Genomic DNA, 23,045 nt, shown 5'->3' on the forward strand with positions numbered 1-23,045 from the left:
CATATGTGCCAGACTGACAGAAAACTATTGCACTGCACAATAGCTTATTTCTATCAAAATAAACAGGTTTGTTGAAATATATGAAAAAAATAGTCCGAACATGTGCATTATCCATGCGTCTTTTCTGGTGAGGTTTCCAAAAAAGCAGACGGGACGTTTAAAAATGGACAATGTCTTGCCGTTGCACGTGGTGATAGTCGGACCGGTGGATCAACGGGTCGAGAGGGGAGGAGCCCGCCGAACCACCAGCCCTATCCGGCATGAAGCATTTTACAGCCTTGAGAAAAGAACCGTTTGCTCTGCCGACTTGACGTGCGCCCACCCTGCAAATCCCGGCGGCTATAAGTTGACAGATTATAAAAAATACAACTGTAAGTCTATTTTACTTTTTGGTTTAGTGGTTCGACTTGTGCGGCGCACAAAAAAGACTAGACTTGGATGGCTCGGACGGCGACATTTTCTATCCAAAGAGTACTTTGGGAAGACATATTGGAGATGTAAAGGCGATGGTTGAGAAAGAAAGCAAAGAGAATGGGCCTGCCGCTTTTTCCGAAACAAGCAAAGCGCCAAGGCCGTGGCTGATGCGCACCTATTCCGGGCACAGCTCGGCCATTGCCTCCAATGCCTTATACCGGACCAATTTGAAACGTGGCCAGACGGGCCTGTCGGTGGCGTTCGATTTGCCCACCCAAACCGGCTATGATGCCGATCATCCTTTGGCGCGAGGCGAAGTGGGAAAGGTGGGGGTGCCCATCTCGCATCTGGGCGATATGCGGGCGCTGTTCGCGGATATTCCGCTTGAGAAAATGAACACCTCCATGACCATCAATGCCACGGCTCCGTGGTTGTTGGCGCTTTATATCGCTTTGGCGGAAGAGCGCGGTGTGGATAGCGCCATGCTGCAAGGCACGGTTCAAAACGACATCATCAAGGAATATCTGTCGCGCGGCACCTATATCTTTCCGCCGGAACCGTCCTTGCGGCTGATCCGCGATGTGGTGGTCCATTGTGCGGCGCATTTGCCCAAATGGAATCCGACCAATGTCTGTTCTTATCATTTACAAGAAGCGGGGGCGACGCCTGAAGAAGAGCTGGCCTTTGCTTTGGCAACGGCCATTGCGGTTCTTGATTGCGTGCGCGCGTGCGAAGCCATTGCGCCGGATGATTTCCCGCGGATTGTGGGGCGGATCAGCTTTTTTGTGAATGCGGGCATCCGTTTTGTTACCGAAATGTGCAAGATGCGCGCCTTTGTCGAATTGTGGGACGAGATCACCCGGCAGCGTTATGGCGTGGAAGATCCGACCTTCCGGCGCTTTCGTTATGGGGTGCAGGTGAACAGTCTTGGCCTGACCGAACAGCAACCTGAAAACAATGTGTATCGGATCTTGCTGGAAACCCTGTCTGTGGTTTTGTCGAAAAATGCCCGCGCCCGTGCCGTACAGCTTCCGGCTTGGAACGAAGCCATGGGATTGCCTCGTGAATGGGACCAGCAATGGTCTTTGCGCCTTCAGCAGATCCTTGCCTATGAAACCGACCTTCTGGAATTCGGTGATCTGTTTGATGGTTCTCCCGTGGTGGCGGAAAAGGTCGAGACGCTGAAATCCGGTGCCTTGGCGGAACTGGCGAAGATCGAGGCAATGGGCGGTGCCGTTGCGGCGGTGGAAAACGGTTATATGAAGCGCCGCTTGGTACAGTCTAACAGTCGCCGCTTGCACGCCATTGAAGAGGGTACCCAAAAAGTGGTGGGGGTGAATATCTACACAGACAGTGCGCCATCGCCGCTGGTGTCCACGTCGGAAAGTGCTGTCCTGACCGTGGATGCGTCGGCAGAGAAGGTGCAGATTGCCAATCTTCACGCATGGCGCGAAAGCCGCGATCAACAGGCGGTGGATCGTGCTCTCGAGGCTTTGAAAGCGGCCGCTGCAAGCCAGGACAATATCATGCCGCCATCCATTCTGGCCGCGAAAGCCGGGGCGACCACCGGCGAATGGGCGGCAGCCCTGCGTGAGGTCTATGGGAAGTTCCGGGCCCCCACAGGTGTTGGCGGAGAGGCACAGGCAGCAGGCGAACCGGTGGCGGCGATCAGGGCGCGGGTGGAGCATCTGGCAAAAAAACTGGGTCGTCGCCCGAAATTTCTGGTGGGGAAACCCGGTCTTGATGGCCATTCCAATGGGGCCGAACAAATCGCCGCTGCAGCGCGCGATTGTGGATTCGATGTGGTTTATGAAGGTATTCGCCTAACGCCGGCGCGTATCGTGAATACGGCGCTGGAAGAAGGGGTGCATGTGATCGGCTTGTCGGTTCTGTCCGGTTCGCATCTGGTGCTTGTGGAGGATGTGATCGACCGTATGCACAAAGCCGGGATGCAGGCTGTTCCTTTGGTGCTTGGCGGGATCATCCCTGCACAAGATGCCAAGCGTTTGACCAAAGCCGGTGTGGCGCGGGTTTTTACGCCAAAAGATTTTAAGCTGACAGCCATCATGGAAGAGATTTGTACGCTTTTGGATGAAAGCGTCTGATGCGACTCGGATCAAGCGGCCTCCATATAACAGTCCGATATGTATGGCGGGCGAAAGACCTAATCTTTCGTGTCATTTTTCAGTAATAAAAAATCCTATTTACGTTTATAAACTGACTTTAAATTGCGCACTTTGGTTATGCTGCATCGCGAAATATGCGTTTGATCTCTTGACCCCTTCCCGTGAAATCCACACACTTTTCTCATCAAAACGTAAACAATCCCTTGGTTTCTGGCGATTGAAGCGGTTTGAGACACAATAAAGGCTGCACAAAAAAACAGCGGTCTCTTACACGACACAGCAAAAGCGAGGAGTGATGATCATGACCATTAGAAAGTTTGTTTTATCCACTGCTGGCGCAGCGCTTGCCCTGACATTGGGGGTTGCCGCGCAGGCAGGAGAGGCACTGGACTTGACACATTGGAAAGCCGAATGCTCGAAGCTCATCAGTTGGAAAATGGATTATCCAACCATTACCAAACGCCAGACTTTGCCCGACGCCCATGCGGTTGTGGATCTGAGGATCAATCGGGATGGCGAGGTGTTGGGATGGGAATTGGCGCGATCCAGCGGGCATGCCTATTTTGATCGGAGCAGCAGAAAGCTTGGGGAGAGTTTAGAAAAGCTTCCTGCCTTGCCGGCCAGTTATCGTGCGGATTATGCGCAGGTACGTGTGCATCTTCTCTATTCAGAAACCCAGCGAGGTATCAATAAAATGCTGGACACTGTTGTCCGCATGGAGCGGTTGGCCAAAGAAGGTGAGGCGGATACCGGCGACCAATTGGCGGATTCAGGAGAAATGCGTATCAGCCTGATCGGTGGCGTTAGCTAAAGGCGCGGATTGAAAGTTTGTTGGAGAAGGCGTGGCCATAGGCTGCGCCTTTTTCGTTTGCGGAGCCCTTCCCTTCAGATAGTCTGATTGCATCAAGATCCGAACGGGATGCAGAGAGGTTTTTTCCTGCGCGCTTTTTTGCACATAGTAGGGCAACTCTTTGGGAGGAAAAAATGGAAATCGATTATCTGGCGGTTTTCCTGGCGGCTTTATCCGGATTCATATTGGGTGGTTTATGGTATTCCCCCATTCTGTTCGGGAAGGCATGGCAAAAAGAAGTGGGCTTGAGCGACGAACAGATCCAAAGCGGCAATATGGCCAAGGTATTCGGGATTTCTTTTCTGCTGTCTTTATTGGCCGCCTTTGTGTTCCATATGTTTTTGGGCCCTGACATCGATATGGCCACCGGCGCGCTTTATGGCTTGTTGGCGGGCGTTGCCTGGGTGGGCAGCTCCTTCGGCATCAATTATCTGTTCGAGCAGAAAAGCCTGAGATTGTTCGGCATCAATGCGGGCTATCACAGCCTGCAATTCATGCTGATTGGTCTGGTGCTGGGGGCGGTTTAACAATTTGCGGACAGGCGGTCGAGCCTCTCCCGCACATCCTGCGCCGTCCAGCCGGATTGGCGTAGACTATGAAGGGTTTGCGCCTTATCCCGCTTGGCCAACCTGCGCCCGGTTTCATTCAGAAGCAGTTTATGGTGATGATAGACGGGGCTGGGCAGGCCAAAAATCGCTTGCAAAGTCCGGTGGATATGGGTGGCGTGAAACAGATCCTCGCCGCGAACGACATGGCTTATCCCTTGCAGGGCGTCATCCACCGTTACGGCCAGATGATAGCTTGTGGGCGTGTCTTTGCGGGCGAGCACCACATCCCCAAAGGCCAAAGGGTCCGCTTCATGGACATGGCCTTCATTGTCGGTGAACAATAAGGGGCTGTGCGCGGCGATCAGTTTCGCTGCGCGCATGCTATCAAGGCGCAGGGCAAAGGGGTGACCATCGCTTATGGCCTGCGCGATTTCTGTGGCTGGTCGATGCTTGCAGGTGCCGGGATAATGGGCCCCGTCGGGGCCGTGGGGGGCGCTGGGCGAGCGGGCGATTTCAGCAGCAATATCTTTCCGGGTGCAGATGCATTTATAAAGCACGCCCATGCTTTTCAGCCGGTCAAGGGCGCTTTGATAATCGCTGAAATGCTCTGATTGCCGCCGTACCGGCCTTTCCCATGTGATGCCCAACCATTCCAGATCTTCAAAAATGCCGGAAATATAGGGATCACGGCAGCGGCTTTGATCGATATCTTCGATCCGCAATAAAAAGCGCCCTCCTGCTTTTTGCGCAGCCTCAAAGGCGGTCAGGGCGGAGAAGGCGTGGCCCAAATGCAGTTTTCCCGTGGGGCTGGGCGCAAAGCGGGTAACGAAGGCCGTGTGCATTGGGGCTTGTCAGGTCCTTATAGAATGGGCTTTTGTGAAGAGGTCTTTTACCCTGAATTGCGTTTTGTCCAAAGGAGCCTTTCGTCCCGTGACTTCTTCCCCCACGCTTAGCGGCCCCGAGATTGCCCCCAAAAATGGTGGTACGCCCGATAGTCTCGTCATTTTTGCCCATGGTTATGGCTCAAACGGTCAGGATTTGATCGGTCTGGCCCCACATTTGCAAACCGTGCTGCCCAAAACACATTTCATCGCCCCCGATGCGCCGCAGCCTTGTAATGGCGCCCCGCAGGGATATCAGTGGTTTCCCCTGACCACCATCAGCCGTGAAGAGCGCGATGAAGGCACCCGCAGTGCGGCCGGTACACTGGATCGCTTTATCGATGAACAGATGGCGCGTTTTGGCCTTCCCGCAGATCGCATTGCCTTGGTCGGGTTTTCACAAGGAACCATGATGTCGTTGCATGTGGGGCTGCGCCGTACGCAGGCTTTGGCGGGCATTGTGGGCTTTTCCGGTTCGTTGGCCGCGCCGGGGAGCTTGATGGATGAAATGGGACCGTCGTCTCCTGTTTTGCTGGTGCATGGGGCGGCCGATGATGTGGTGCCCGTGTGGCTGATGTTCGAAGCTTATGGCGCGCTGGAGGCATTGAAAGTCCCCGTTGACCGGCATGTCAGTCAGAACACGCAGCATTCCATTGCACCGGATGGCCTTAAAAAAGCGGCGGACTTTTTGAAAAACACCCTTGGTTGAAAAAAGCCGATCAAAGCGCCTTTTTATTGACAGAGACAAGATGAAGGATTGTTATACAAAAATAACACTGTATCTTGTTGAATGGCTTTGAACGTACCGGTTGGTCTGGTTTTTCAAAAAAAGCGGACAATGTCGGCGCAGGCAACAAGGAGGCGGTCAAAGATGCTGGATGGAAGACCTATTCCTTCCCCCGAGAGCTGCCCTGCTCTTGTTTTAAATGCCGATTATCGGCCCTTGAGCTATTACCCGTTGTCTTTATGGGGATGGCAAACGGCCTTGAAAGCGGTGTTTCTGGATCGGGTCAATATTGTTTCGGAGTATGACAGGGTGATCAAATCACCCTCCACCGAGATCCGCTTACCGTCTGTGATATCCTTACGAAAATATGTAAAGCCGGCCACATGGCCGGCTTTTACGCGTTTTAACCTGTTTTTGCGGGACCGGTTTGAATGTCAATATTGCGGGATTGGGGATGATCTGACCTTCGATCATGTGGTTCCCCGCGCTTATGGTGGCAAAACCACATGGGAAAATGTGACCACGGCCTGCGCCCCGTGCAATCTGCGCAAGGGAGGCCGCACACCGCACGAAGCGAATATGTTCCCAATGATCAAGGCTTTCGCCCCACCAGCCGTCAGCTGATCGAGAATGGCCGCCGCTTCCCGCCGAATTTCCTGCATGATAGCTGGCGGGATTATCTTTACTGGGATAGCGAATTGGAGCCTTGATCACGGGCGGCTTTGCCTTGGTGATTTCCGGGCGTGATCAGATCTTTTTGGCCAGCGCAATAGCGGCGCGGCAGCCGGTTTTGATGGCGCTTGCCAGCAGTCCATAGCCGGGGGTGTCTTTTGCTCCATGGGCGATGGCGGTTTCTCTATGCTCGGCTTCTTCCGCCTGAAAATCGGCAATGGTTGCGGCCAGCTCTGGCTCGCTTTCCCCCAATGTGGTCCGCTGCTGCTCATAATGATCTTCGATCACTTCCTCGACGGCGGCGGTGCAGGCCATCAAGGCACGCTCGCCCATCAAAGCCGTTCCGGCCCCCAGTGCAAAGCCTGCCACATGCCAAAATGGTGACAATAAAGAGGGACGCACCTGTCGTTCTGTCAGGATGGCATCAAAGCGGGCCAAATGGCGGGCTTCTTGTTCCTCCATATGGCGAATAAGCGGGCTCAGACGGTGGTGATGGCCCAATACGGCAAGCTGCCCGGCGTAGATGCGTGCCGCCCCATATTCTCCCGCATGATCCACACGGATCATTTCTTCGACCGTTTCGTCATGCGGACGGTCCCCGGGCAGGGGGCGCATTGGTGAAGGGTGTTTTGCCTTATGGGGCATCGGGTAGCTCCGTCAACGGGGTGCTGCGGGCAGCGATCAAGCCAAGTCCCGCCACAGCGGTCAATCCAAGTGCGATGATCATATTCCATGCAGCCATGGAAAGCCCTAGGAAAGACCAGGCGATTTCGTCGCACCGGACCAATTGTGCATTCATGATCTGTTCAAGCGCAAGAGCGGGATCATCGGAAATCCCGCCGCCGGAACAGGTGCTTGGTCCTTGCCACCAGCCTTGTTCCACACCGGTGTGAAAACCGCCGATGCTGGCCGTTGCTGCAAATAGCAGCATGGCAGCAGCCAGTGTCGGCACAAGGGCTTTCCGGCCGAAAATCAGTGGCGGGATAAAAAGGGCAAGGGCCAGATAATATGGCAGGCGCTGCCAGTGGCACAGCTTGCATGGTGCAAGGCCCATCCCATGCTCGAAAAACAGTGCCCCCGCCAGCATGGCAGCGGCAGCCAGCGCCAATAAAGTTGGCAGGGTGGCAGGGTGTTTCTTGGCGATCAGATCGGTCATGAGGGACATGGCTGGCATGGAAGCTCCTATAGATATTTGATCGCAAAAAAACCACCCAACAGCAAGATCACAAACAGGCTGACCAAGAGGGTGAAGCGCTTTTCGATGAAAGATTGAATGGGGGCACCAAATTTCCACAACAAAGCGCATTCGATGAAAAAGCGCGGTGCGCGGGATAAGGTGGCGGCCATCAGAAACACCAGTGGGTTCAAGGCCACAACGCCGCTGGCAAGGGTGATGACCTTGAATGGAAAAAAGGTCAGCCCGAACAGAAAGACCAGCCACCCGCCATATTCTGTAAAGCGGTCATGAAACAAGGCGAACTGGTGCTCATAGCCATAAAAGGCAATCAGGGGCTGGCCAATCAGATCCCATAGATAATAGCCGATGCCGTATCCCGCCAAGGCCCCGGAAACGGAGGCTGCTGTACAAATAAAGGCGTAACGAAAGGCTTTTTCCCTTGCCGCCAGAGTCATGGGAAGCAGCATCACATCAGGGGGGATGGGAAAGACAGAGCTTTCTATGAACGAGATGAAGGCCAGCCAGCACTCGGCATGGCGGTGGCGGGCTTTTTCCAGCGTCCAATCATAGAGCCGGCGCAGCATGGGCTTAAAGTCCTTTAAAGGGGCGCCTCTTGGCTAGCAGCAGCAGACAGCAAAGGCAATGCGCGAAAAAGAGATAGCGGGAGGGCCGGTCATGAAGCGGTCAGGCGGGTTTGTACCTTTGCAGAATCGAAAAGAACAAACGCCACCATGAGAAGATAAAGAAGAGCGACCGCCAGAGGCAACAGATTCAGGCGGAATTCCGGCAGCAACCACCAGATCAGGAACACAACAACAGCGCGGATGATTGCATGAAGACTGAAAGGGACGGTGCGCCCGTAACTCCAACCGATGACCGGGAAATGCAAGGACAAGCCTATGGCCAGAATCAGGGGGAAAATCGTTAGACCTTCCCATAGAGCGGCGATGGCCATGGGCCAGAACAGCAACATGCTGATGAACGTGGGAAGCAGAACGCTGCTTACCGCCGTGCGATCTTTGAGAAAGTTGTTTTTGAAGAGAGCCGCATAGAGCAGGGCCAACGGAAAAATCGCGCCGTTACCGAATAGCGCCACCCAGTACCATAGTGGGCCGCTTTCTTTCCATCCGAGAAGGCCAAGCACAAGCCAATAGCTGGCGCCAGCCAACAGCACCGGGAAACCACCTTTTAGGCGGGCATAAGAACCGAGGCGCTGTTTTTCGAGTTCCCGCTCCAAAAGAGCCGATTCGTGTTCCGATTGGGCCGCCATATCCCCTTTGTCTTCCGGTTTTTATATTCAGCCTGTTCCCTATATGAATTCTGATTCTAAAAGGACGTAGTGGTTTTGTCCAACGAAGACCATGACTGCAAGGCGGGCCGGGTCGTTGATCCATTCTGTGTAAATTGGCGGGATGATTGTGGCGTTATGTTTATTTTTCAGGTTTGTCATAGACCCTCTTGACGCGGCCGTAACAAACCCTAATATGCGCCCTCACAACGCAGACCACACAGGGCCCCTGTGGCGGAACTGGTAGACGCGCCAGACTCAAAATCTGGTTCTCGCAAGGGAGTGTCGGTTCGAGTCCGACTGGGGGCACCAAGTGTTTTATGTTTTTGCTTCAAGCAGCACATGCTGATTGCCAAAGCAACATATTTGCAGGATCTGCTTGGGGCATAGGCGTCGATAAATACGGCGCGGGCCTCAATATTTTCCAGAAAAAATCATGAAGTCCGGCGCGTATTTTCTGTGCGCTCTCATAACATCTATTTCTTCAGCCCGTATGCCTCATCTATATGTATGGCAGTTTTTGCTGTTATGGGATGGACTTTTCCGTCGGTACCGTGGCTGCATTAGGCTTTCGCAAATATATTCGTTGCTTCCTATCCCTATAGGCTTCAGCGCCGTCCCAATCCGATTTGGGGGTATGGGAAGCATTAACAGTCAAGCGGGGAAGGCTTGGCTCGTCTTCGCGAGGATAGGAGGAGCCAGATATAGTCCTCCTGAGGCCGGGGGGAGCACCGTAAAAAGGGCCGCACGCAATTGCGGGCGACCCTTCAAAGGCACAGAGATGTGGGGCGCTTACTGCCCGCCACCTCCGTAATATTCCGTAAGCTGGGCACGGCGTTCTTGTTCTTTGCCGGTATAGTCGATCCACTTAGCCGCAGCTTTTTTCGTTTCTTCAAACTTGGCAGCCTGACGGAAGGTTTTCTTCGCGTCTTCCAATTTTCCGGTGTTAAAGTACGCCATCCCGATCATCATATGCGCATAGCCGGGCTTGTCCAAATCATCGGAGTCAACGGCTTTTTGAAGGGGCTCAATCGCTTCTTTCCAGCGTTCCTGCTCGGCATAAACCTGCCCCAAACGCATCCAGATATCACCATTGTCCTCATCTTTGGCGGCAAGGCGCAAGGGTTCTTCAGCTTTGCGCATTTCTTGGGCATTCAGATAGGCTTGACCCAGCAATTCGTAATTCTCGCCATCCTTCTCGATGATGCCATCCTTCATGCCCTTTTCAATAACCCAGGCGGATTTGATCGGGACATTATGATAAAGATAAAGCTGTGCGAGATTGATCAATTGGCTTTCTTTATCCAGATAGCCTTGGCGATAGGCCACTTCCATGGTGGCGAATTGCTTGTCTTCCTGGCCCAATTCGGAATAAACCGCAGCCAGTTGGCGCCAATATTCCGGCTTTTCGAAATTGACCGTCAGATATTCGAGAACATCGCGGACTTTTTCAAAATTTCCCAGCTCGAAATAAGCCAGACGCAGCATCAGGTACCAGTTTTCTTTTGGCTCATCGCCACGGGCCCGACCAAGCTCAATGGCTTTCAAGATATTGGGGACAATATTTGCATAGTCCTCCATCCCGTAATAAGCCTGCGCTAGGAAATAATAAGCCGTCGGGCCGGGAGCTTCCTGAGTCTCCATCCACCGCTTCATATAGGTGATTGAATTCTCATATTGCTCGTCGACCAGATAGAGCTGGGCCAATGCGTTCAAGCTGGCAATCTGCAGGCTATCAGGAACGCGCTCCAACTTGAGAATTTTTTCATATTCTGTGATGGCCTCTTTGTACCGCTCCTCCTCGATATAAACCGAGCTGGCGAGGATTTGGTACACGATAGCGGTTTCGTAATCGTTGATCTTGTCTTCCAGAAGACTGTTCAGATCTTTGATAGCATCCGCTTTTTCACCTTTTTCGAGCTTCTCCTGAGCCTTGGCGATCTTCTCATATACATTGGCACGAAGGCTATCCACCTTCTTGCTGCTGCGCTTTGGCTTTTCATCACTTTGCGCCTGAGCGGAGCGGATATCCAAAAGGGAGAATCCACCCGGTACATTAGGGACTGCCACAGAAACCACTGCCAGTGTTGCTATCAGCGACAGGCCCATTTTTGTCTGTTTTGTTTTCATGCCTTGAAACCTCCCAATGGTTTAAGCAAGGGAACGGTCGGCTTAACGCCGACGTCCGCCTTCTTCGAGGTTGAAGCTGAACATATATTGGACACCGTCCACCGCAATGGGCTCACCATTCACAACCTTGGGTTTGTATTTGAATTTATATGCGGCCTGTTCTGCGGCGCGCTCGAAATAACCGCGCGGGTCCGCTTCGACGATCCGCACATCTTCAACCGTGCCTTGGGGGGTCACTGTCAGTTCGACGATCACATAACCCTCAATCCCACGCTCAGCTGCCCGACGGGGATATTGCGGTTGAATACGCACCAAGGGCAAATAGTCGCCATCGGTGGGTGCACCAAGCCAACGCCAACGCCTTCAATCCCTGTGTCCACGCTCAACTGGCCGAAATTCAGCCCCTGAGATGCATTGTTGGCACTAACATTGGGGATATCGAGATCTGGCGGGGGGGCATCTGGTGGCACAGGCTTTTCTACCTTGCGCTCTTCAACCTTGGCCTCCTGAGGGCGATCCACACGTATTGTATCAAGGAAGCGGACGCTCTGGACATCGCTCAATTCCACTTTGTCACTGACGACCAGCGCCTGCATGACGTAGAAGAGGGTGAAGGTTACACCAGTTGCGACCAACAAGGCCGTTACATAGCGAGCAACCATTTTATTTCTCCTTGGTGGATACGGCCACACTGGGAACGCCTGAGTCGTTCACGGCTTCTGTCACCGCGATCATCAGACCGGCTTTTGAACGGGCGTCCGCTTGTACCACAACAGTCCCTTGCGGGTTTTCTGCGTGCAGCTTCTCTATATTTGTGCGCAGCGACTTCAAATCAACCTGCTTGCGGTTGATCCAGATCTCATCCGTTTCGGTGATCGCGATCAGAATACTGGCGCGGTCTTTCTTTTCGGCTGTAACTGCCGGCGGTTTATTAATCTCAACGCCCGCTTCCTTGATGAAAGTGGCCGTCACGATGAAGAAGATGAGCATGATGAACACGATGTCGAGCATCGGCGTCATGTTGATTTCGGCATCTTCTTCTGTCTGAGCGTGATCTCTCATGATTGGCTCTGCCTATGCCCGGAAATTGGATCAAACGGGGTATCTGCCTTGGGGGCAGACACCCCAATCGGTTTATTGGCGACCTTCCGCGATCGACACATTGTATACACCGGCCTGTCGTGCTTGGTCGTAAATTTCCACAACAATGCCCGCAAAGGCATCTTCGGCTGGTTGGATCACAACGACGCCTTCGGGGTTTTCCGCATGCAGACGTTCCACATTGGCGCGGACGGAGGCGATGTCGACGGGTCGCAGATTGACGAAGATCCGGTTTGAACTATCAACCTGAATCAAGATGTTTTTCTTATCGTCATCTTTCTTCTGCTGTTCGTTTGGCGGCGGCTTGTTCACATCAAGCCCGGATTCCTTCACGAACGATGCAGTGACGATGAAGAAGATCAGCATAATGAACACGATGTCGAGCATCGGTGTCATGTTGATCTCGGCTTCTTCTTCCGCTTTTGAAAACTTGCGCATCGGTTCTCTCGGTTGCTGAGAGGGACTTTTCCAGGGACCGCTGCGCCAAAAAAGCGCAACGGCATACCTTGTTGGGTCCGCTCGTTCCTCAGTGGTCCATTGTCAGCGTGTCTTCCAGCCGCTCGCTCTCGCGCTTTGCTTTGCGCTCGATCCAGGTGCTCATGAACACGCCCGACAAGGCGGCGACCATGCCTGCCATGGTGGGAATGGTGGCTTTCGATACCCCATCCGCCATGGCGCGGGCATTGCCGCTTCCCAGAACCGCCATCACATCAAACACACTGACCATGCCGGTCACAGTACCCAACAGGCCCACAAGCGGGCAGGTGGCCACCAAAGTCTTGATGAGATCCACATTGGCATTGAGGTTCTGGGACACCTCGGAAATCATCGCTGTCCGCACCTTGTGAGCATACCACGAACGACGTTCGTCGCGCGACTCCCAAGCGGCCAATGCACGACGGACGTCGGTTTTGGCGCTGGCAGTGAAATACCAGATGCGTTCGATGATCAGGACCCACATGAAGAAGGTGACGGCGAGGACGCCGTAAAGCACGACGCCGCCCTTCTCCATGAAGATCAGGATTGCGGTATATGCGTCAAGAAGCGACTGCACGCCCTTGCTCCTTTTCCGCGTGCACGGCAACGATACCGGCGCTTTGTTCCTCGAGGACGTGGATCACCCGCTTGCTCATGCCAGCAACAAAGCTGTGCAGCAAAAGGGTCGGGATGGCCACGACAAGACCAATCACGGTCGTCACGAGGGCTTGCGAAATACCGTTCGCCATGAGCTTGGGATCGCCGGTACCAAACAGCGTGATGGCCTGGAAGGTGGCGATCATGCCGGTCACCGTTCCCAAAAGACCCAGCAGCGGTGCCACAGCGGAGATCAGCTTGATCACCGTCAGGCCCCGCTCAAGAGCTGGGGTTTCACGCAAAATGGCTTCATCCAGTTTGAGCTCAAGCGTTTCCACATCGACCGTCGGGTTTTCTTTATAAACCGTAAGAACACGACCGAGCGGATTGCTGGCTTTGGGATCGCCTGGAGTTTTGGTCTGGCTGCGAACCTTGGCTGTGGTGATCGAAAGGGTGATCATCTTCAAGATCGCGATCACCACGCCGATGGCACCAAGAGCCAGCGTCACATAACCAACAGCGCCCCCTTGATCCACACGCTCTTGCAGCGTCGGAGACTGGATCAAAAGGCCGAGAAGCTGACCGCGGGTTGGGTCAACACCGAAGGCAACGGTATCGCCGGCGGATGCATTCACAAGGTCCGCTGTGGAGCCGGTGAAGCGTGCGGAGGGCTGGCGGCCCAGTTCAACCACATTACCGCTTTCAGGCAGATAATCGTAATATTTGCCATCGGAGACGAGATTGAAATTGCCGACGCGAACCAGTTCGACATTTTTCTTTTCGCCATCAGCCGCAACGATGGAGTGATCGAATTTGGTCACTTCGCCGGAGGCGACCATTTCCAGCATCATCTCTTGCCAGAGAACTTCGATCTCGTTGATGGATGGCAGGGTCGAAGACCGTGATGCCTTGGCAATCAGGTTATTGATGCCTTCAAGGCGCCGCTCTTTGCCGTATTCAACGGTGATGAGGGAGCTTTCGATCGTGCCACGGGTGTCGCCTGCAACCTGCTGCAGCACCCCGAACATTTCTTTCAGTTCACCCAAGCGCTCTTGCAAGGTGGCGTCAAGCTCACGAATGCTTTGCTCGTTGTCCTGAATGGCTTTTTCAAGGCGTTCAGAGGTTCTTTCTTCCGATGCCTGTTCTTGGTTGGCTTCGGTGAGCAAGCGATCCTGCTGATCGCGGCGGGCGCGGAATTCCGCTTCGCGCTGACGATGTTCGGATGTTTCCGTTACACGACCGCGGCGCACCTGATCCAGCAGGCTATCAAGGTCTGCAGGGCGCATCTGCGAAGGCGGCGGTGCGGGTTGTTCGTCCGTCGCATCCTGAGCAAAGGCTGTGGAGGCGAGCCCACCCATCACAAGCGCAATGGCTGTGGTGAGAAATTTATTCATCAGTTTGCCTCCTTAGACTGCTTGGGGCCGGAAACCGGCAGGAGGTACATTTGCGGGGCTGCTTGCTTTTTCGCAAAGCGCATGGCGGCATCGATGGACCCGCTATATTCTGCGCCAAGGGCTTCCCAGGCTTTGGTTTCTTGGTTCCAACGGCCCTGAAGCTGGCCATCTAGCGTTTGATAAGCAAGAACCACGCGGCCAATACGGAGGAAGTCGACCTGGCGTTCCTGACCGTCAATCTCCAGCGCTCCACGATAGGATTCAATGGTGCGGCCAAACTCGTTTTCGATCTGATAGGCTTCAAGAACGAGACGGAATTTCTCCGATGGAGAAATATTGGACTGGTCCATGAAGTCCCGCAGATTCGCAACGCGCTGCGTGCGTTTGTCATGCAAGAACGGAACGTCGAGTGCGACGAATTCCTCAAGACGATCGATCATCCGCAGCATCAGCGGGGTGATCTCACGACGGATCGACACCACATCGTTGATGGACTGTTGAAGCTCAGCAAGCTGTTCTTCCTGATCAGCCACAACACGGCGTTGCTGGGCATTATATGCCTTCAGGCTTTCGATTTGACGAAGAACGGCTTGAAAATCCCGCAGCAGGCGCTGCGTTTCGGATGCCGTGTCTTCGATTCTTTCCTGTGAAGCCTGTGCCAGCTTGTTCAGCTCGTTGGCTTCTTGAAAAATTTGCTCCAGATCCTGGCCAGATTGGATCTGGGGGGGGGAGCTCTGTGCCGGTGCTGCGGTCTGTGCCTGTACGACACTGGCGCCGCAGGCAAAGGCGACGGCCACCGCCGTCGAGCAAGCGAGCTTTCTCAATCGTGGTTGCATTTTTCTTCCCATAGGACTTGCCACTTTACCGCAGCACCTGCCGCGGCTCGATTCCGGCGTGATATGTTTGCAGTGTATCATATATTTAAAACACCACCCCATTCAGCCTGAATTCAGGACATTGTTGAGAGATTAGGGAGATCGCGCCGACAGAGGTATCCCTTCTGCCGAACAGCAAAAAACGGTTGAACTTGCGGGCTTGATTGCCACACACGACTAAACCATCTCTCCTACGTTGATCGATCTTACCCCTTTTTGGGCGTAAAATCGATTTTCAATATCGACCGGGCGACCACAGTTCCTTGCAGGGAGAGGCTTACGCGCCGATCTTTGTTGAATATTTAACCGTCAACGAAAAGAAACCGCCCAAAAAGCAAGGGCAGCTTTCTCCGCGCATCGTACCTATTCTGACTCAGAGAGCCAGAACAGCGCCACATAATCCAAGAATTTTGCCTAATTCCAAGCAAAAAGTTTCCAAATTATGCCTTGCAGGAGATGCATAAGTTTATTAACGCGCGCGATTCGCGGGGAGGTGGGGGCAAAATAACAGAATCGGAAGGCCGCCCGCAGGGGCGGACAGGGCGCGGATTGGCTTGATTTTGAATCGTTTGGGAGAGGCAGGCTCTGCGCTTTAGCGAGAGGCTGTTTTATGCTCACTTTGACGTTTCAAAGCCTCCAAGACGCCGTCCCAATGATTTTCGCAGCAGGTTCTCTGGGCGGCTTCATAGCCCAAATGACGGAGTAATTCCGCTGCCAATGTGTCGGCATATTGCATTGTCACATGTTTGTGTTGTGCGGCCATAATCTGCTTCCAACTCATTCAAAGCGCGTAGAGGCTCGATTTTATTCTCGCGTTATTTGCACTGCGCATTTTTTTTATAGCGATTCATTGCGACTCTCGATCGCCTGATTATGCAAGATACGTGTAAAATGACCCTTAACAATCGATACATGTGCTTGTAATAAGCCCAAGTTTTGGCCGAATCATGGTTTGTTTGTGATGAGACAGTCTTCTTTTCAAATCCGGCTTATCAATTTGTGACCGGAATGTGCGGATAAAATTCGGCCCGACCAAGGCCACGCACAGCATTTCCCACAAAGATGGCGTCGCATTCTTCCAGATCGCTTGTCTTGAGATGGGCCTCCACCGCTTGCCCTGAAGCCAGCATATGGGCGCGCAAAACGCCGGGGAGGGGGCCGTCGGATAAAGGCGGGGTGAAAAGCTGTCCCTTTTTTTGCACAAAAAGAGTGCTGCGCGATCCTTCGCATAAGTGACCATATTCATTGAGGAATAGCACTTCATCGGCTGCATGTGCACGCTTGGCAGCGGCCAGCGGCGCTTCATACCGCTCCCGACATGTGGTTTTGTGGCGCGAAAATCTATGCAGGGACGGTAGAATGCTATCCGCCAAGACGAGGCGCACCGGTGCGGGCCATGCCTCATAGGGCGTTGCGGTGACACTGATCTGGCCCGACGCCCCCAAAAGCAGGCGTATGCGCTTGCTGCCATCACAATTGATTACAGTTTCGTGCAGGGCGGCCTTGAGAGCGGTGTCATCGAACGGAAACCCGAAATGGCGGGCTGATTCCGCCAGCCGCGCCATATGACGGCTTAAATAAGGGAACCCTTTTTCTGCTGTCCAAAGCAGTGTTTCGATGAGAGCGAAATCGTCCGGCTCGTCTTCCAGAAACCGGGCCTTCAAAAGACATTCGTCATATTCCGCATCGGTGTTGCTATCGGCAACGATGCCGCTGCCAATGCCAAACCGAAACGCCCCCGACGTTTGTTCCACAAGGGTGCGGATGGCCACATTGAAGCACAGATCACCATTTGGCGCGGCCCAACCGATGGCTCCGGTATAGATCCCGCGCGGTTGGGGTTCCGTTTGGGCGATCAGCTCCATGGCGCGGATCTTGGGTGCGCCGGTGATCGAACCGCACGGCATCAGGGCGCGCACAATATGGCTGAAACGCGCATCTGCACGGCGGGTGGCAGTGATGGTGGATGTCATTTGCAATAAGGACGGATAACGCTCTACCTCAAACAATGTGGGCACCGAAACACTGCCCGGTTCGGCGATCCGTGTCAGATCATTGCGCAACAGATCGACGATCATCAGATTTTCGGCGCGAGATTTTTCATCGCTCACAAGCCTGTTGGCTTGATCCGCATCCTGCTCTGGTCCCAGACCGCGCCTTGCGGTGCCCTTCATGGGGCGCGCTTCCAGGTGGCCATTGGTGCTGCGGACGAACAATTCCGGCGAACAAGACAGAATCTTGCGCTCGCCCGTATCAATGAACGCCCCGAATTCTACCGGCTGGCTGCGGCGCAGCCTTTGATAGAGGGCCAGTGGATCACCTTCGATATCCAGATCAAGGGGGAAAATATGGTTCACCTGATACACATCGCCGGCGGTCAAGGCCTCCTGAATCCGGCCGAGTTGTTGTGCATATCGGGCAGGATCTTCGCCAATGCGGCGCGCGGAGATCCGCGCCCGGCGCGCGCTGCCCCCCTGTGCTTTTATGAAGGCGGCTTCACATTCGGCTTGATCCATCTGTTGCGGCGGGCCGAACACGCCCAGCCAGATCAATGGTTCTTCGGGGAGGCTGTGGATGGCCGCTTTCAAACGGGGTTCGAAACAGGCCGCGGCTTCATAGGCAATCCAGCCGGCCAGATATTGTTCGGATGCCAAGGCCGCGTCGGCGCTTTCAAGGGTTGCGGGAACCTCATCCCATGTTTGCGCGCACAGAATTTTTAAGGGGTTGGAAAACAGCCGGGCCACCGGCGCACCCATAGGGGTGGTGGGGTTATCAAGGAAAACAAAAGGCGGGTGGCGCAAGGGCATCTGGCGGCATTCCTCAGCGGCGCGTGGAGATGGCGCTCTAGTCCGTGGTTTCTCGTGCGTCAAGGATAGACAAGTGACAAGGCTTGCTTATGATGCCCCCTTCTTCAACAAGGCCGGATCAACCGGCTGCACATCAAGGGGCAACAATGACCGGACAACAGCGCCAACCCGTAGACGATCAAACCGTAAACTATTTGACCCTTCTGGATAAGCGGGTTCGCTGGTTGTCGGCGTGGATGGTGCATCATGCCAATCATCTGCGCCCGGCGCGGGATAAAGTAAAGGTGGGCGGGCATCAGGCTTCTTCGGCATCGTTGGCCAGCGTGCTCACGACCCTTTATTTTGATATTTTGCGCCCCGAAGACCGGGTGGCGGTCAAGCCTCATGCCAGTCCGGTATTCCATGCCATCCAATATCTTCTGGGCCAGCAAGATGTGGAGCAGTTGAAACGCTTTCGGGCTTTGGGCGGGGCGCAATCCTATCCATCGCGCACCAAGGACCAAGATGATGTGGATTTTTCCACCGGCTCTGTCGGGCTTGGGGTGGCCATCACGTCTTTTGCGTCCATGGTGCAGGATTATTTGCTGGCCAAATCCTGGCTGTCCGAGGAGCAAACCGGACGCATGATCGCCTTGATGGGCGATGCGGAACTGGATGAAGGCAATATTTATGAAGCCATGCTGGAAGGGGCGAAATACGGCCTGCGCAACACATGGTGGATCATCGATTATAATCGGCAAAGCCTTGATGCGGTGACACCGCTTGGCATGTCGCGGCGTTATGAAGCGATGTTTGAAGCCACCGATTGGACGGTGCATACCCTGAAATTCGGTAAAAAGCTGGAAGCGGCTTTTGCCAAGCCGGGGGGCGCGGCCCTGCGTGACTGGATCGAGAACTGCCCCAATGATCTTTATTCCGCGCTGACCTATAAAGGGGCAAAGGCTTGGCGGGAACGGTTGCTGGCCGATCTTGGGGATGGTTCGGATGTGGCGGCGCTATTGGCGGGCTATGACGATGAAGCCCTTGAGGATTTGATGCTCAATCTGGCCGGGCATGATCTGGCTTTACTGCAAGAAACCTTCCAAGGCATCACCGATGATCGCCCCCATTGTTTCATTATTTATACCATAAAGGGCTATGGCCTGCCGTTCAAAGGCCATAAGGATAATCATGCGGGATTGATGAATCCGGCGCAGATGGCTGAATTCCGCGCTCTGAACGGCATTGCGGACGGCGAAGAATGGGACCGTTTTGCGGGCCTTGATGAGGAAACAGTCACCGCCCTTCAGGCTTTTCTCGATGAAGTGCCGTTCAAGGCATGCGGTCTCCGCCGCCACCAAGCCGCCCGTCTTGATGTGCCGGCAGCGTTTCCCTGCCCAAGCGGGGCAGAACAGGCAACGCAGGTGGCCTTTGGCAAGATTCTCAATGATCTGGGGCGCACGGATAGCGCTTTGGCAGATCATATCGTCACCACCTCGCCGGATGTGACCACCAGCACCAATCTGGGGGGGTGGGTCAATCAGCGTGGCTTATTTAATCGGGAAAGCCGTGAAGATGTGTTCAAGCGTGAAGCGGTGGTCAGCCCGCAACGCTGGGCCGGAACAAAAAACGGGCAGCATCTGGAATTGGGTATCGCTGAAAACAATCTGTTTTTGGCCCTTGGGGCGCTGGGCTTGTCCCACAGCCTGTTCGGAACACGGCTTTTGCCGGTGGGAACGCTTTATGATCCCTTTATCAATCGCGGTCTGGATGCGCTGAATTATGCCTGTTATCAGGATGCCCGTTTCATGCTGGTGGCCACTCCGTCCGGGCTGACACTGGCTCCTGAAGGCGGCGCCCATCAATCCATCCACACGCCATTGATCGGCATGGCGCAGCCCAATCTGCGGTCTTATGAGCCCGCCTTTGTGGATGAGCTGTCCCATATCATGCGCTTTGGCTTTTCCCATATGCAGGCCGAGGATGGCGGGTCGGTTTATTTACGGCTGTCCACCCGCCCCATCGCCCAGCCGGAGCGGGTGACGGATGCCCAATGGCAACAGGATGTGGTGGATGGCGGTTATTGGCTTGTGGAGCCCGCCCCCGGTGCCGATCTGGCGATTGTTTATCAAGGGGCCGTGGCACCGGAAGCCTTGGCCGCGTTCGAGGCGATCCGCGAGGATGTCCCCGGTGCGGGCTTGCTGGCTGTGACATCTCTGGATGTCTTGCATCAGGAATGGAGCGCCGAAATCCGGGCACAGCGCGCCGGAGGCCATGTGCCAAAGAGCCATATTCGCAGGCTTTTGGGGCGCTTGTCCCCTGATGCCGGACTGGTGACGGTGATGGACGGTGCGCCAGCCGGTTTGTCCTGGTTGGGGGCGGTTTGTGGGCATCGGGTGGCGCCTTTGGGCGTGGATCGCTTTGGCCAATCCGGAGACGTGACCGACCTTTATCGGACATATGGTTTGGATGAGGATGCCATTTTGGATGCGGCGGCCAGCATTCTGCTGGCGCGTTGATCAGGGATGGTGGATCAGCCCATGATCAGGGTGACATAAAGCCCTGACAGCGAAAGGCCCGTGATGGAAAACCATGTAAGAAGCGTTCCCCATAGCCGGCCAAAGCTGTAACCGGGTGTGTGGGAGAACCCCCAGGCATGTAAAATGCGGCCCAGCACCAATATGATGGCAAGGCCCAACACCAAAAGATGGGGAGCTTGTGAACTTTCCAACAAGCCCAGAAGGATCAACCCCAAGGGGGCGTATTCGGTGAAATTGGCCACAACACGCATGCGGTGCTCCAAAATCGCCGCCTTTTCAGGCGATTGCTCAACATAAGTGCCATTTTCGATTTTTGAGGGGCGGGCCAGCGCATTGCGGACCACCAGAAAAAGATGAACAAGCCCCAAAAGCGATGCGGCGGCAAGGGTTATGGGCAAAGGCATGGTGGTGCGTTCCTGCATGATGGGCATATGCCTGAAGCGATGGGAATGGCGTGCAGTCCATTTATTCAACGTCGCACTGAAAAGGAAAGCCTTCCCTTTGAAAAAGGTGAACAGGGCGGGGCCGTGATATGGACGGCGGCCTATCTGAAGGTCAGGAGGCTTGGGGGAGCGTGATGGTGACGGTGGTGCCTTCCCCCGGTTTGGACCGGATGGAAAAGGTGCCGTTTTGAAGCGTGGTCAGATTCTCTACAATGGGGATGCCAAGGCCGATGCCGTCATGATGCCGGGTATAGGATGTATCGCTTTGCCCAAAGGGGGAGAGGGCCGTTACGATTTCGTCCTCTGTCATGCCGATGCCGGTGTCTTTGATGGAAAAGGCGATGGAGCATCATCCTTTGCTTTTGCAAAAACATGAATCTCCCCACCTTTGGGTGTGAATTTTATGGCATTGGAGAGCAGATTGATCATGATCTGTTTCGTGCGGCTTATATCGGCCCAAACCAGCAATGGCTGCGAAGGGGGATGGATCGTTGTTTTTAGGCCCTCTTCGATAATCCTTTCGCGCAATAGCCGCTCTATTTGCTCATAGGTTTCAAGAATATCGAATGCTTCCAGATAGATATCGATTTTTCCGGCCTCGATTCTGGACATATCCAAAAGATCATTGACAATATGCAGCAAATGCCTGCCGGCGTCTTGGATATCGTCGGCATATTCGATATATTTAGGGGCGGTGATTTCCCCATGCACCTGTTCGGATATCAGGCTTGAAAAGCCGATGATTGCGTTCAGAGGGGTGCGCAATTCATGGCTCATATTGGTGAGAAAATCGGTTTTCGAGCGGTTGGCCAATTCCGCCGCCACGATGCTGTTTTCCAGATCTTTTTGTTGCCGCTTTTGTTGCGTGATGTCGCGGCCAACGGTGACAATATAATCGTTGGACATGAAGCGGATTTTCGTGGCCGCAAGCGATGTGTCATGGATCTGGCCATTGGCCAGATGGGCCCGTGCTTCAAAATTTTCCACAACCCCTTTTTCTTTCAGAATTTCCAGAAGCTGTGCCCGTTGTTCAGGCTGTGCCAGATGCCAAGCTCAAGAGATGTGCGCCCATAGACCTCTTTGGCTGGAATTCCAAAGAATTTGGAAAATGCGGTATTGACCCAGAGATATTCCCCGCTCTCGCAATCTGATATGGCGACCACATCGGGCGAAATCTCCAGAATTCTTGTGAAGAGCTTTTCTCTTTCCCGTTGCGCATGCTCTTCCGATTTTTTGTCGGTAATGTCGATGAAGGTTGTCACCGTGGCCGGGCGGCCATTCCACATGATGGTTCCAATGCGGCACCGGACCCAGGTGATTTTTTCCTTTTCCGAGATCAGGCGACATTCGAATTCTTCCGAAGAGATGCCTTCGGATTTGGTGTGATTGTCGCGCTGTTCGAATAAATCCTTGTCATGGGGATGGATGAAGGAATGGAAATCGGGAATGTCCAGCATCTTTTGATGGTCTTCTACGCCAAAGATGTCGGCACTTTTCTGATTGGCGTAAAGCACTTTGCCATCACGATGCACAATGGTGGCTTCAAGCGCCTGATGGATGATTTTATGGAAATGATCATCTTCCGAGCTATAGGGCGTGACAGCATGGACGGATATCACATAAGTATCTGTTCCATCTGGATTTTTTGGGGTCGTGATAATATGGCCCCGTAAATAGGGTGCTTTCCCCATAGGGGTCTTCAGATGAAATGCGATCTGCACAGCATTGACGCAGGTTCTTACCAAAGTGCGTAAATTGCTGGTCAAGGCCGGGTGATCGACCGTTTCGATCAACTGGAAGATGGTGTCGGTTTTGTGGGTAGGGGGAAGCCCATATAAGACGGCGCGGGCCTGTTCGTTCATCCAGAGGATATGGCCTTCGATGTCGATTCCGATAAGAATGACGGACGGGCAGATTATTTCAGCAGAGCGACATAATTGGGCGCAGGCGGAAGAGGCCGGAAGGGCTGTGAGGCCAGCGTCACTTTTTGATTCCAATTGACCGGTCGTCATACTCAAT

Annotated in this window: 23 protein-coding genes, 1 tRNA gene and 1 pseudogene; 7 read left to right on the plus strand and 18 right to left on the minus strand. The window is 54.0% G+C overall.

Features of this window, described 5'->3' with window-relative positions:
• The first annotated feature begins 506 nt into the window (after window positions 1-506).
• The 3 genes from JCM17844_RS03620 to JCM17844_RS03630 all read left to right on the plus strand — a co-directional run bounded on the left by JCM17844_RS03620 (window position 507) and on the right by JCM17844_RS03630 (window position 3,917).
• A complete protein-coding gene (locus JCM17844_RS03620; protein ID WP_149999715.1) occupies window positions 507-2,519 on the plus strand; it encodes an ethylmalonyl-CoA mutase in 2,013 nt (670 codons plus the stop codon).
• A 322-nt stretch (window positions 2,520-2,841) separates the two neighbouring features.
• Window positions 2,842-3,351, plus strand: coding sequence for a TonB C-terminal domain-containing protein (locus JCM17844_RS03625; RefSeq protein ID WP_210431292.1), 510 nt, complete (start codon window positions 2,842-2,844; stop codon window positions 3,349-3,351).
• A gap of 173 nt (window positions 3,352-3,524) precedes the next feature.
• Entirely contained in the window at window positions 3,525-3,917 is a 393-nt protein-coding gene (locus JCM17844_RS03630) for a DUF1761 domain-containing protein (protein WP_149999717.1), read from the plus strand.
• Here the strand turns inward: JCM17844_RS03630 and gluQRS are convergent.
• Entirely contained in the window at window positions 3,914-4,780 is an 867-nt protein-coding gene (gene gluQRS / locus JCM17844_RS03635) for a tRNA glutamyl-Q(34) synthetase GluQRS (protein ID WP_149999718.1), read from the minus strand. The two genes, JCM17844_RS03630 and gluQRS, sit on opposite strands and share 4 nt — an antisense overlap.
• An 88-nt stretch (window positions 4,781-4,868) precedes the next feature.
• Here gluQRS and JCM17844_RS03640 point away from each other — a divergent pair, with 88 nt between their 5' ends.
• Window positions 4,869-5,528 carry an alpha/beta hydrolase gene (locus tag JCM17844_RS03640; protein ID WP_210431293.1) on the plus strand — a complete coding sequence of 220 codons (660 nt, stop codon included), beginning with the start codon at window positions 4,869-4,871 and terminating at the stop codon, window positions 5,526-5,528.
• Between the two features lie 162 nt (window positions 5,529-5,690).
• Window positions 5,691-6,256, plus strand: a pseudogene (locus tag JCM17844_RS03645) (HNH endonuclease).
• Between the two features lie 37 nt (window positions 6,257-6,293).
• Here JCM17844_RS03645 and JCM17844_RS03650 read toward each other — a convergent pair.
• The 4 genes from JCM17844_RS03650 to JCM17844_RS03665 form a co-directional block, all read right to left on the minus strand.
• The gene (locus tag JCM17844_RS03650) at window positions 6,294-6,863 is read right to left on the minus strand and encodes a demethoxyubiquinone hydroxylase family protein (RefSeq protein ID WP_210431294.1); all 570 of its coding nucleotides are present in this window, start codon (window positions 6,861-6,863) and stop codon (window positions 6,294-6,296) included.
• Window positions 6,853-7,392 carry a disulfide bond formation protein B gene (locus JCM17844_RS03655; protein WP_210431295.1) on the minus strand — a complete coding sequence of 180 codons (540 nt, stop codon included), beginning with the start codon at window positions 7,390-7,392 and terminating at the stop codon, window positions 6,853-6,855. Before JCM17844_RS03655 ends, JCM17844_RS03650 begins: the two co-directional genes overlap by 11 nt.
• An 8-nt stretch (window positions 7,393-7,400) precedes the next feature.
• The gene (locus tag JCM17844_RS03660) at window positions 7,401-7,979 is read right to left on the minus strand and encodes a YqaA family protein (RefSeq protein ID WP_149999719.1); all 579 of its coding nucleotides are present in this window, start codon (window positions 7,977-7,979) and stop codon (window positions 7,401-7,403) included.
• An 89-nt stretch (window positions 7,980-8,068) separates the two neighbouring features.
• Complete coding sequence (locus JCM17844_RS03665) at window positions 8,069-8,665, minus strand: DUF7010 family protein (RefSeq protein WP_149999720.1); 597 nt, start codon at window positions 8,663-8,665, stop codon at window positions 8,069-8,071.
• 243 nt (window positions 8,666-8,908) lie between these two features.
• On the opposite strand from JCM17844_RS03665, the gene JCM17844_RS03670 reads away from it, so the two are divergent.
• Window positions 8,909-8,995 (plus strand) — tRNA-Leu (locus JCM17844_RS03670).
• A gap of 480 nt (window positions 8,996-9,475) precedes the next feature.
• Here JCM17844_RS03670 and JCM17844_RS03675 read toward each other — a convergent pair.
• The 9 genes from JCM17844_RS03675 to pabB all read right to left on the minus strand — a co-directional run bounded on the left by JCM17844_RS03675 (window position 9,476) and on the right by pabB (window position 18,064).
• Window positions 9,476-10,813: a tetratricopeptide repeat protein gene (locus JCM17844_RS03675; protein WP_149999721.1), complete on the minus strand. Its 1,338-nt coding sequence runs from the start codon at window positions 10,811-10,813 to the stop codon at window positions 9,476-9,478.
• A 42-nt stretch (window positions 10,814-10,855) separates the two neighbouring features.
• A complete protein-coding gene (locus tag JCM17844_RS03680; protein ID WP_235898902.1) occupies window positions 10,856-11,068 on the minus strand; it encodes an energy transducer TonB in 213 nt (70 codons plus the stop codon).
• Window positions 11,065-11,475 carry a hypothetical protein gene (locus JCM17844_RS03685; RefSeq protein ID WP_149999723.1) on the minus strand — a complete coding sequence of 137 codons (411 nt, stop codon included), beginning with the start codon at window positions 11,473-11,475 and terminating at the stop codon, window positions 11,065-11,067. The genes JCM17844_RS03680 and JCM17844_RS03685 overlap by 4 nt, the downstream gene beginning before the upstream one ends.
• A 1-nt stretch (window position 11,476) precedes the next feature.
• Window positions 11,477-11,875, minus strand: a complete 399-nt coding sequence (locus JCM17844_RS03690) for an ExbD/TolR family protein (protein ID WP_149999724.1) — start codon at window positions 11,873-11,875, stop codon at window positions 11,477-11,479.
• 72 nt (window positions 11,876-11,947) lie between these two features.
• Window positions 11,948-12,352: an ExbD/TolR family protein gene (locus JCM17844_RS03695; protein WP_149999725.1), complete on the minus strand. Its 405-nt coding sequence runs from the start codon at window positions 12,350-12,352 to the stop codon at window positions 11,948-11,950.
• An 88-nt stretch (window positions 12,353-12,440) separates the two neighbouring features.
• Window positions 12,441-12,968: a MotA/TolQ/ExbB proton channel family protein gene (locus tag JCM17844_RS03700; RefSeq protein ID WP_149999726.1), complete on the minus strand. Its 528-nt coding sequence runs from the start codon at window positions 12,966-12,968 to the stop codon at window positions 12,441-12,443.
• The gene (locus JCM17844_RS03705; protein ID WP_149999727.1) at window positions 12,952-14,382 is read right to left on the minus strand and encodes a MotA/TolQ/ExbB proton channel family protein; all 1,431 of its coding nucleotides are present in this window, start codon (window positions 14,380-14,382) and stop codon (window positions 12,952-12,954) included. Before JCM17844_RS03705 ends, JCM17844_RS03700 begins: the two co-directional genes overlap by 17 nt.
• Complete coding sequence (locus JCM17844_RS03710; protein WP_210431297.1) at window positions 14,382-15,218, minus strand: DUF3450 domain-containing protein; 837 nt, start codon at window positions 15,216-15,218, stop codon at window positions 14,382-14,384. The genes JCM17844_RS03705 and JCM17844_RS03710 overlap by 1 nt, the downstream gene beginning before the upstream one ends.
• Window positions 15,219-16,249: 1,031 nt before the next feature.
• Window positions 16,250-18,064 (minus strand): aminodeoxychorismate synthase component I, encoded by a 1,815-nt coding sequence (pabB, locus tag JCM17844_RS03715; RefSeq protein WP_149999729.1) that lies wholly within the window; start codon window positions 18,062-18,064, stop codon window positions 16,250-16,252.
• Between the two features lie 146 nt (window positions 18,065-18,210).
• On the opposite strand from pabB, the gene JCM17844_RS03720 reads away from it, so the two are divergent.
• A complete protein-coding gene (locus tag JCM17844_RS03720; RefSeq protein WP_149999730.1) occupies window positions 18,211-20,562 on the plus strand; it encodes a thiamine pyrophosphate-binding protein in 2,352 nt (783 codons plus the stop codon).
• A 14-nt stretch (window positions 20,563-20,576) separates the two neighbouring features.
• On the opposite strand, the gene JCM17844_RS03725 is transcribed toward JCM17844_RS03720, so the two are convergent.
• From JCM17844_RS03725 to JCM17844_RS03740, 4 genes are all read right to left on the minus strand, one after another.
• On the minus strand, window positions 20,577-21,014 hold the full coding sequence (locus JCM17844_RS03725; protein ID WP_210431298.1) for an MAPEG family protein: 438 nt from the start codon (window positions 21,012-21,014) through the stop codon (window positions 20,577-20,579).
• A gap of 124 nt (window positions 21,015-21,138) precedes the next feature.
• On the minus strand, window positions 21,139-21,336 hold the full coding sequence (locus JCM17844_RS03730; RefSeq protein WP_149999731.1) for a sensor histidine kinase: 198 nt from the start codon (window positions 21,334-21,336) through the stop codon (window positions 21,139-21,141).
• Complete coding sequence (locus JCM17844_RS03735; protein ID WP_149999732.1) at window positions 21,333-22,013, minus strand: sensor histidine kinase; 681 nt, start codon at window positions 22,011-22,013, stop codon at window positions 21,333-21,335. Before JCM17844_RS03735 ends, JCM17844_RS03730 begins: the two co-directional genes overlap by 4 nt.
• Before the next feature lie 14 nt (window positions 22,014-22,027).
• The gene (locus JCM17844_RS03740) at window positions 22,028-23,038 is read right to left on the minus strand and encodes a PAS domain-containing protein (RefSeq protein WP_149999733.1); all 1,011 of its coding nucleotides are present in this window, start codon (window positions 23,036-23,038) and stop codon (window positions 22,028-22,030) included.
• Between the last annotated feature and the right edge of the window lie 7 nt (window positions 23,039-23,045).

The sequence above is a fragment of the Iodidimonas gelatinilytica genome, assembly GCF_008579125.1.
GTDB lineage: Bacteria > Pseudomonadota > Alphaproteobacteria > Sphingomonadales > Rhodothalassiaceae > Iodidimonas > Iodidimonas muriae.

Bases quoted from the DNA above. Each gene is read 5' to 3' on its own strand.
- JCM17844_RS03620 (WP_149999715.1), top strand. From the start codon at position 507: ATGGTTGAGAAAGAAAGCAAAGAGAATGGGCCTGCCGCTTTTTCCGAA.
- JCM17844_RS03625 (WP_210431292.1), top strand. From the start codon at position 2,842: ATGACCATTAGAAAGTTTGTTTTATCCACTGCTGGCGCAGCGCTTGCC.
- JCM17844_RS03630 (WP_149999717.1), top strand. From the start codon at position 3,525: ATGGAAATCGATTATCTGGCGGTTTTCCTGGCGGCTTTATCCGGATTC.
- gluQRS (WP_149999718.1), bottom strand. From the start codon at position 4,780: ATGCACACGGCCTTCGTTACCCGCTTTGCGCCCAGCCCCACGGGAAAA.
- JCM17844_RS03650 (WP_210431294.1), bottom strand. From the start codon at position 6,863: ATGCCCCATAAGGCAAAACACCCTTCACCAATGCGCCCCCTGCCCGGG.
- JCM17844_RS03655 (WP_210431295.1), bottom strand. From the start codon at position 7,392: ATGCCAGCCATGTCCCTCATGACCGATCTGATCGCCAAGAAACACCCT.
- JCM17844_RS03660 (WP_149999719.1), bottom strand. From the start codon at position 7,979: ATGCTGCGCCGGCTCTATGATTGGACGCTGGAAAAAGCCCGCCACCGC.
- JCM17844_RS03665 (WP_149999720.1), bottom strand. From the start codon at position 8,665: ATGGCGGCCCAATCGGAACACGAATCGGCTCTTTTGGAGCGGGAACTC.
- JCM17844_RS03675 (WP_149999721.1), bottom strand. From the start codon at position 10,813: ATGAAAACAAAACAGACAAAAATGGGCCTGTCGCTGATAGCAACACTG.
- JCM17844_RS03685 (WP_149999723.1), bottom strand. From the start codon at position 11,475: ATGGTTGCTCGCTATGTAACGGCCTTGTTGGTCGCAACTGGTGTAACC.
- JCM17844_RS03690 (WP_149999724.1), bottom strand. From the start codon at position 11,875: ATGAGAGATCACGCTCAGACAGAAGAAGATGCCGAAATCAACATGACG.
- JCM17844_RS03695 (WP_149999725.1), bottom strand. From the start codon at position 12,352: ATGCGCAAGTTTTCAAAAGCGGAAGAAGAAGCCGAGATCAACATGACA.
- JCM17844_RS03705 (WP_149999727.1), bottom strand. From the start codon at position 14,382: ATGAATAAATTTCTCACCACAGCCATTGCGCTTGTGATGGGTGGGCTC.
- JCM17844_RS03710 (WP_210431297.1), bottom strand. From the start codon at position 15,218: ATGCAACCACGATTGAGAAAGCTCGCTTGCTCGACGGCGGTGGCCGTC.
- pabB (WP_149999729.1), bottom strand. From the start codon at position 18,064: ATGCCCTTGCGCCACCCGCCTTTTGTTTTCCTTGATAACCCCACCACC.
- JCM17844_RS03720 (WP_149999730.1), top strand. From the start codon at position 18,211: ATGACCGGACAACAGCGCCAACCCGTAGACGATCAAACCGTAAACTAT.
- JCM17844_RS03725 (WP_210431298.1), bottom strand. From the start codon at position 21,014: ATGCCCATCATGCAGGAACGCACCACCATGCCTTTGCCCATAACCCTT.
- JCM17844_RS03730 (WP_149999731.1), bottom strand. From the start codon at position 21,336: ATGACAGAGGACGAAATCGTAACGGCCCTCTCCCCCTTTGGGCAAAGC.
- JCM17844_RS03740 (WP_149999733.1), bottom strand. From the start codon at position 23,038: ATGACGACCGGTCAATTGGAATCAAAAAGTGACGCTGGCCTCACAGCC.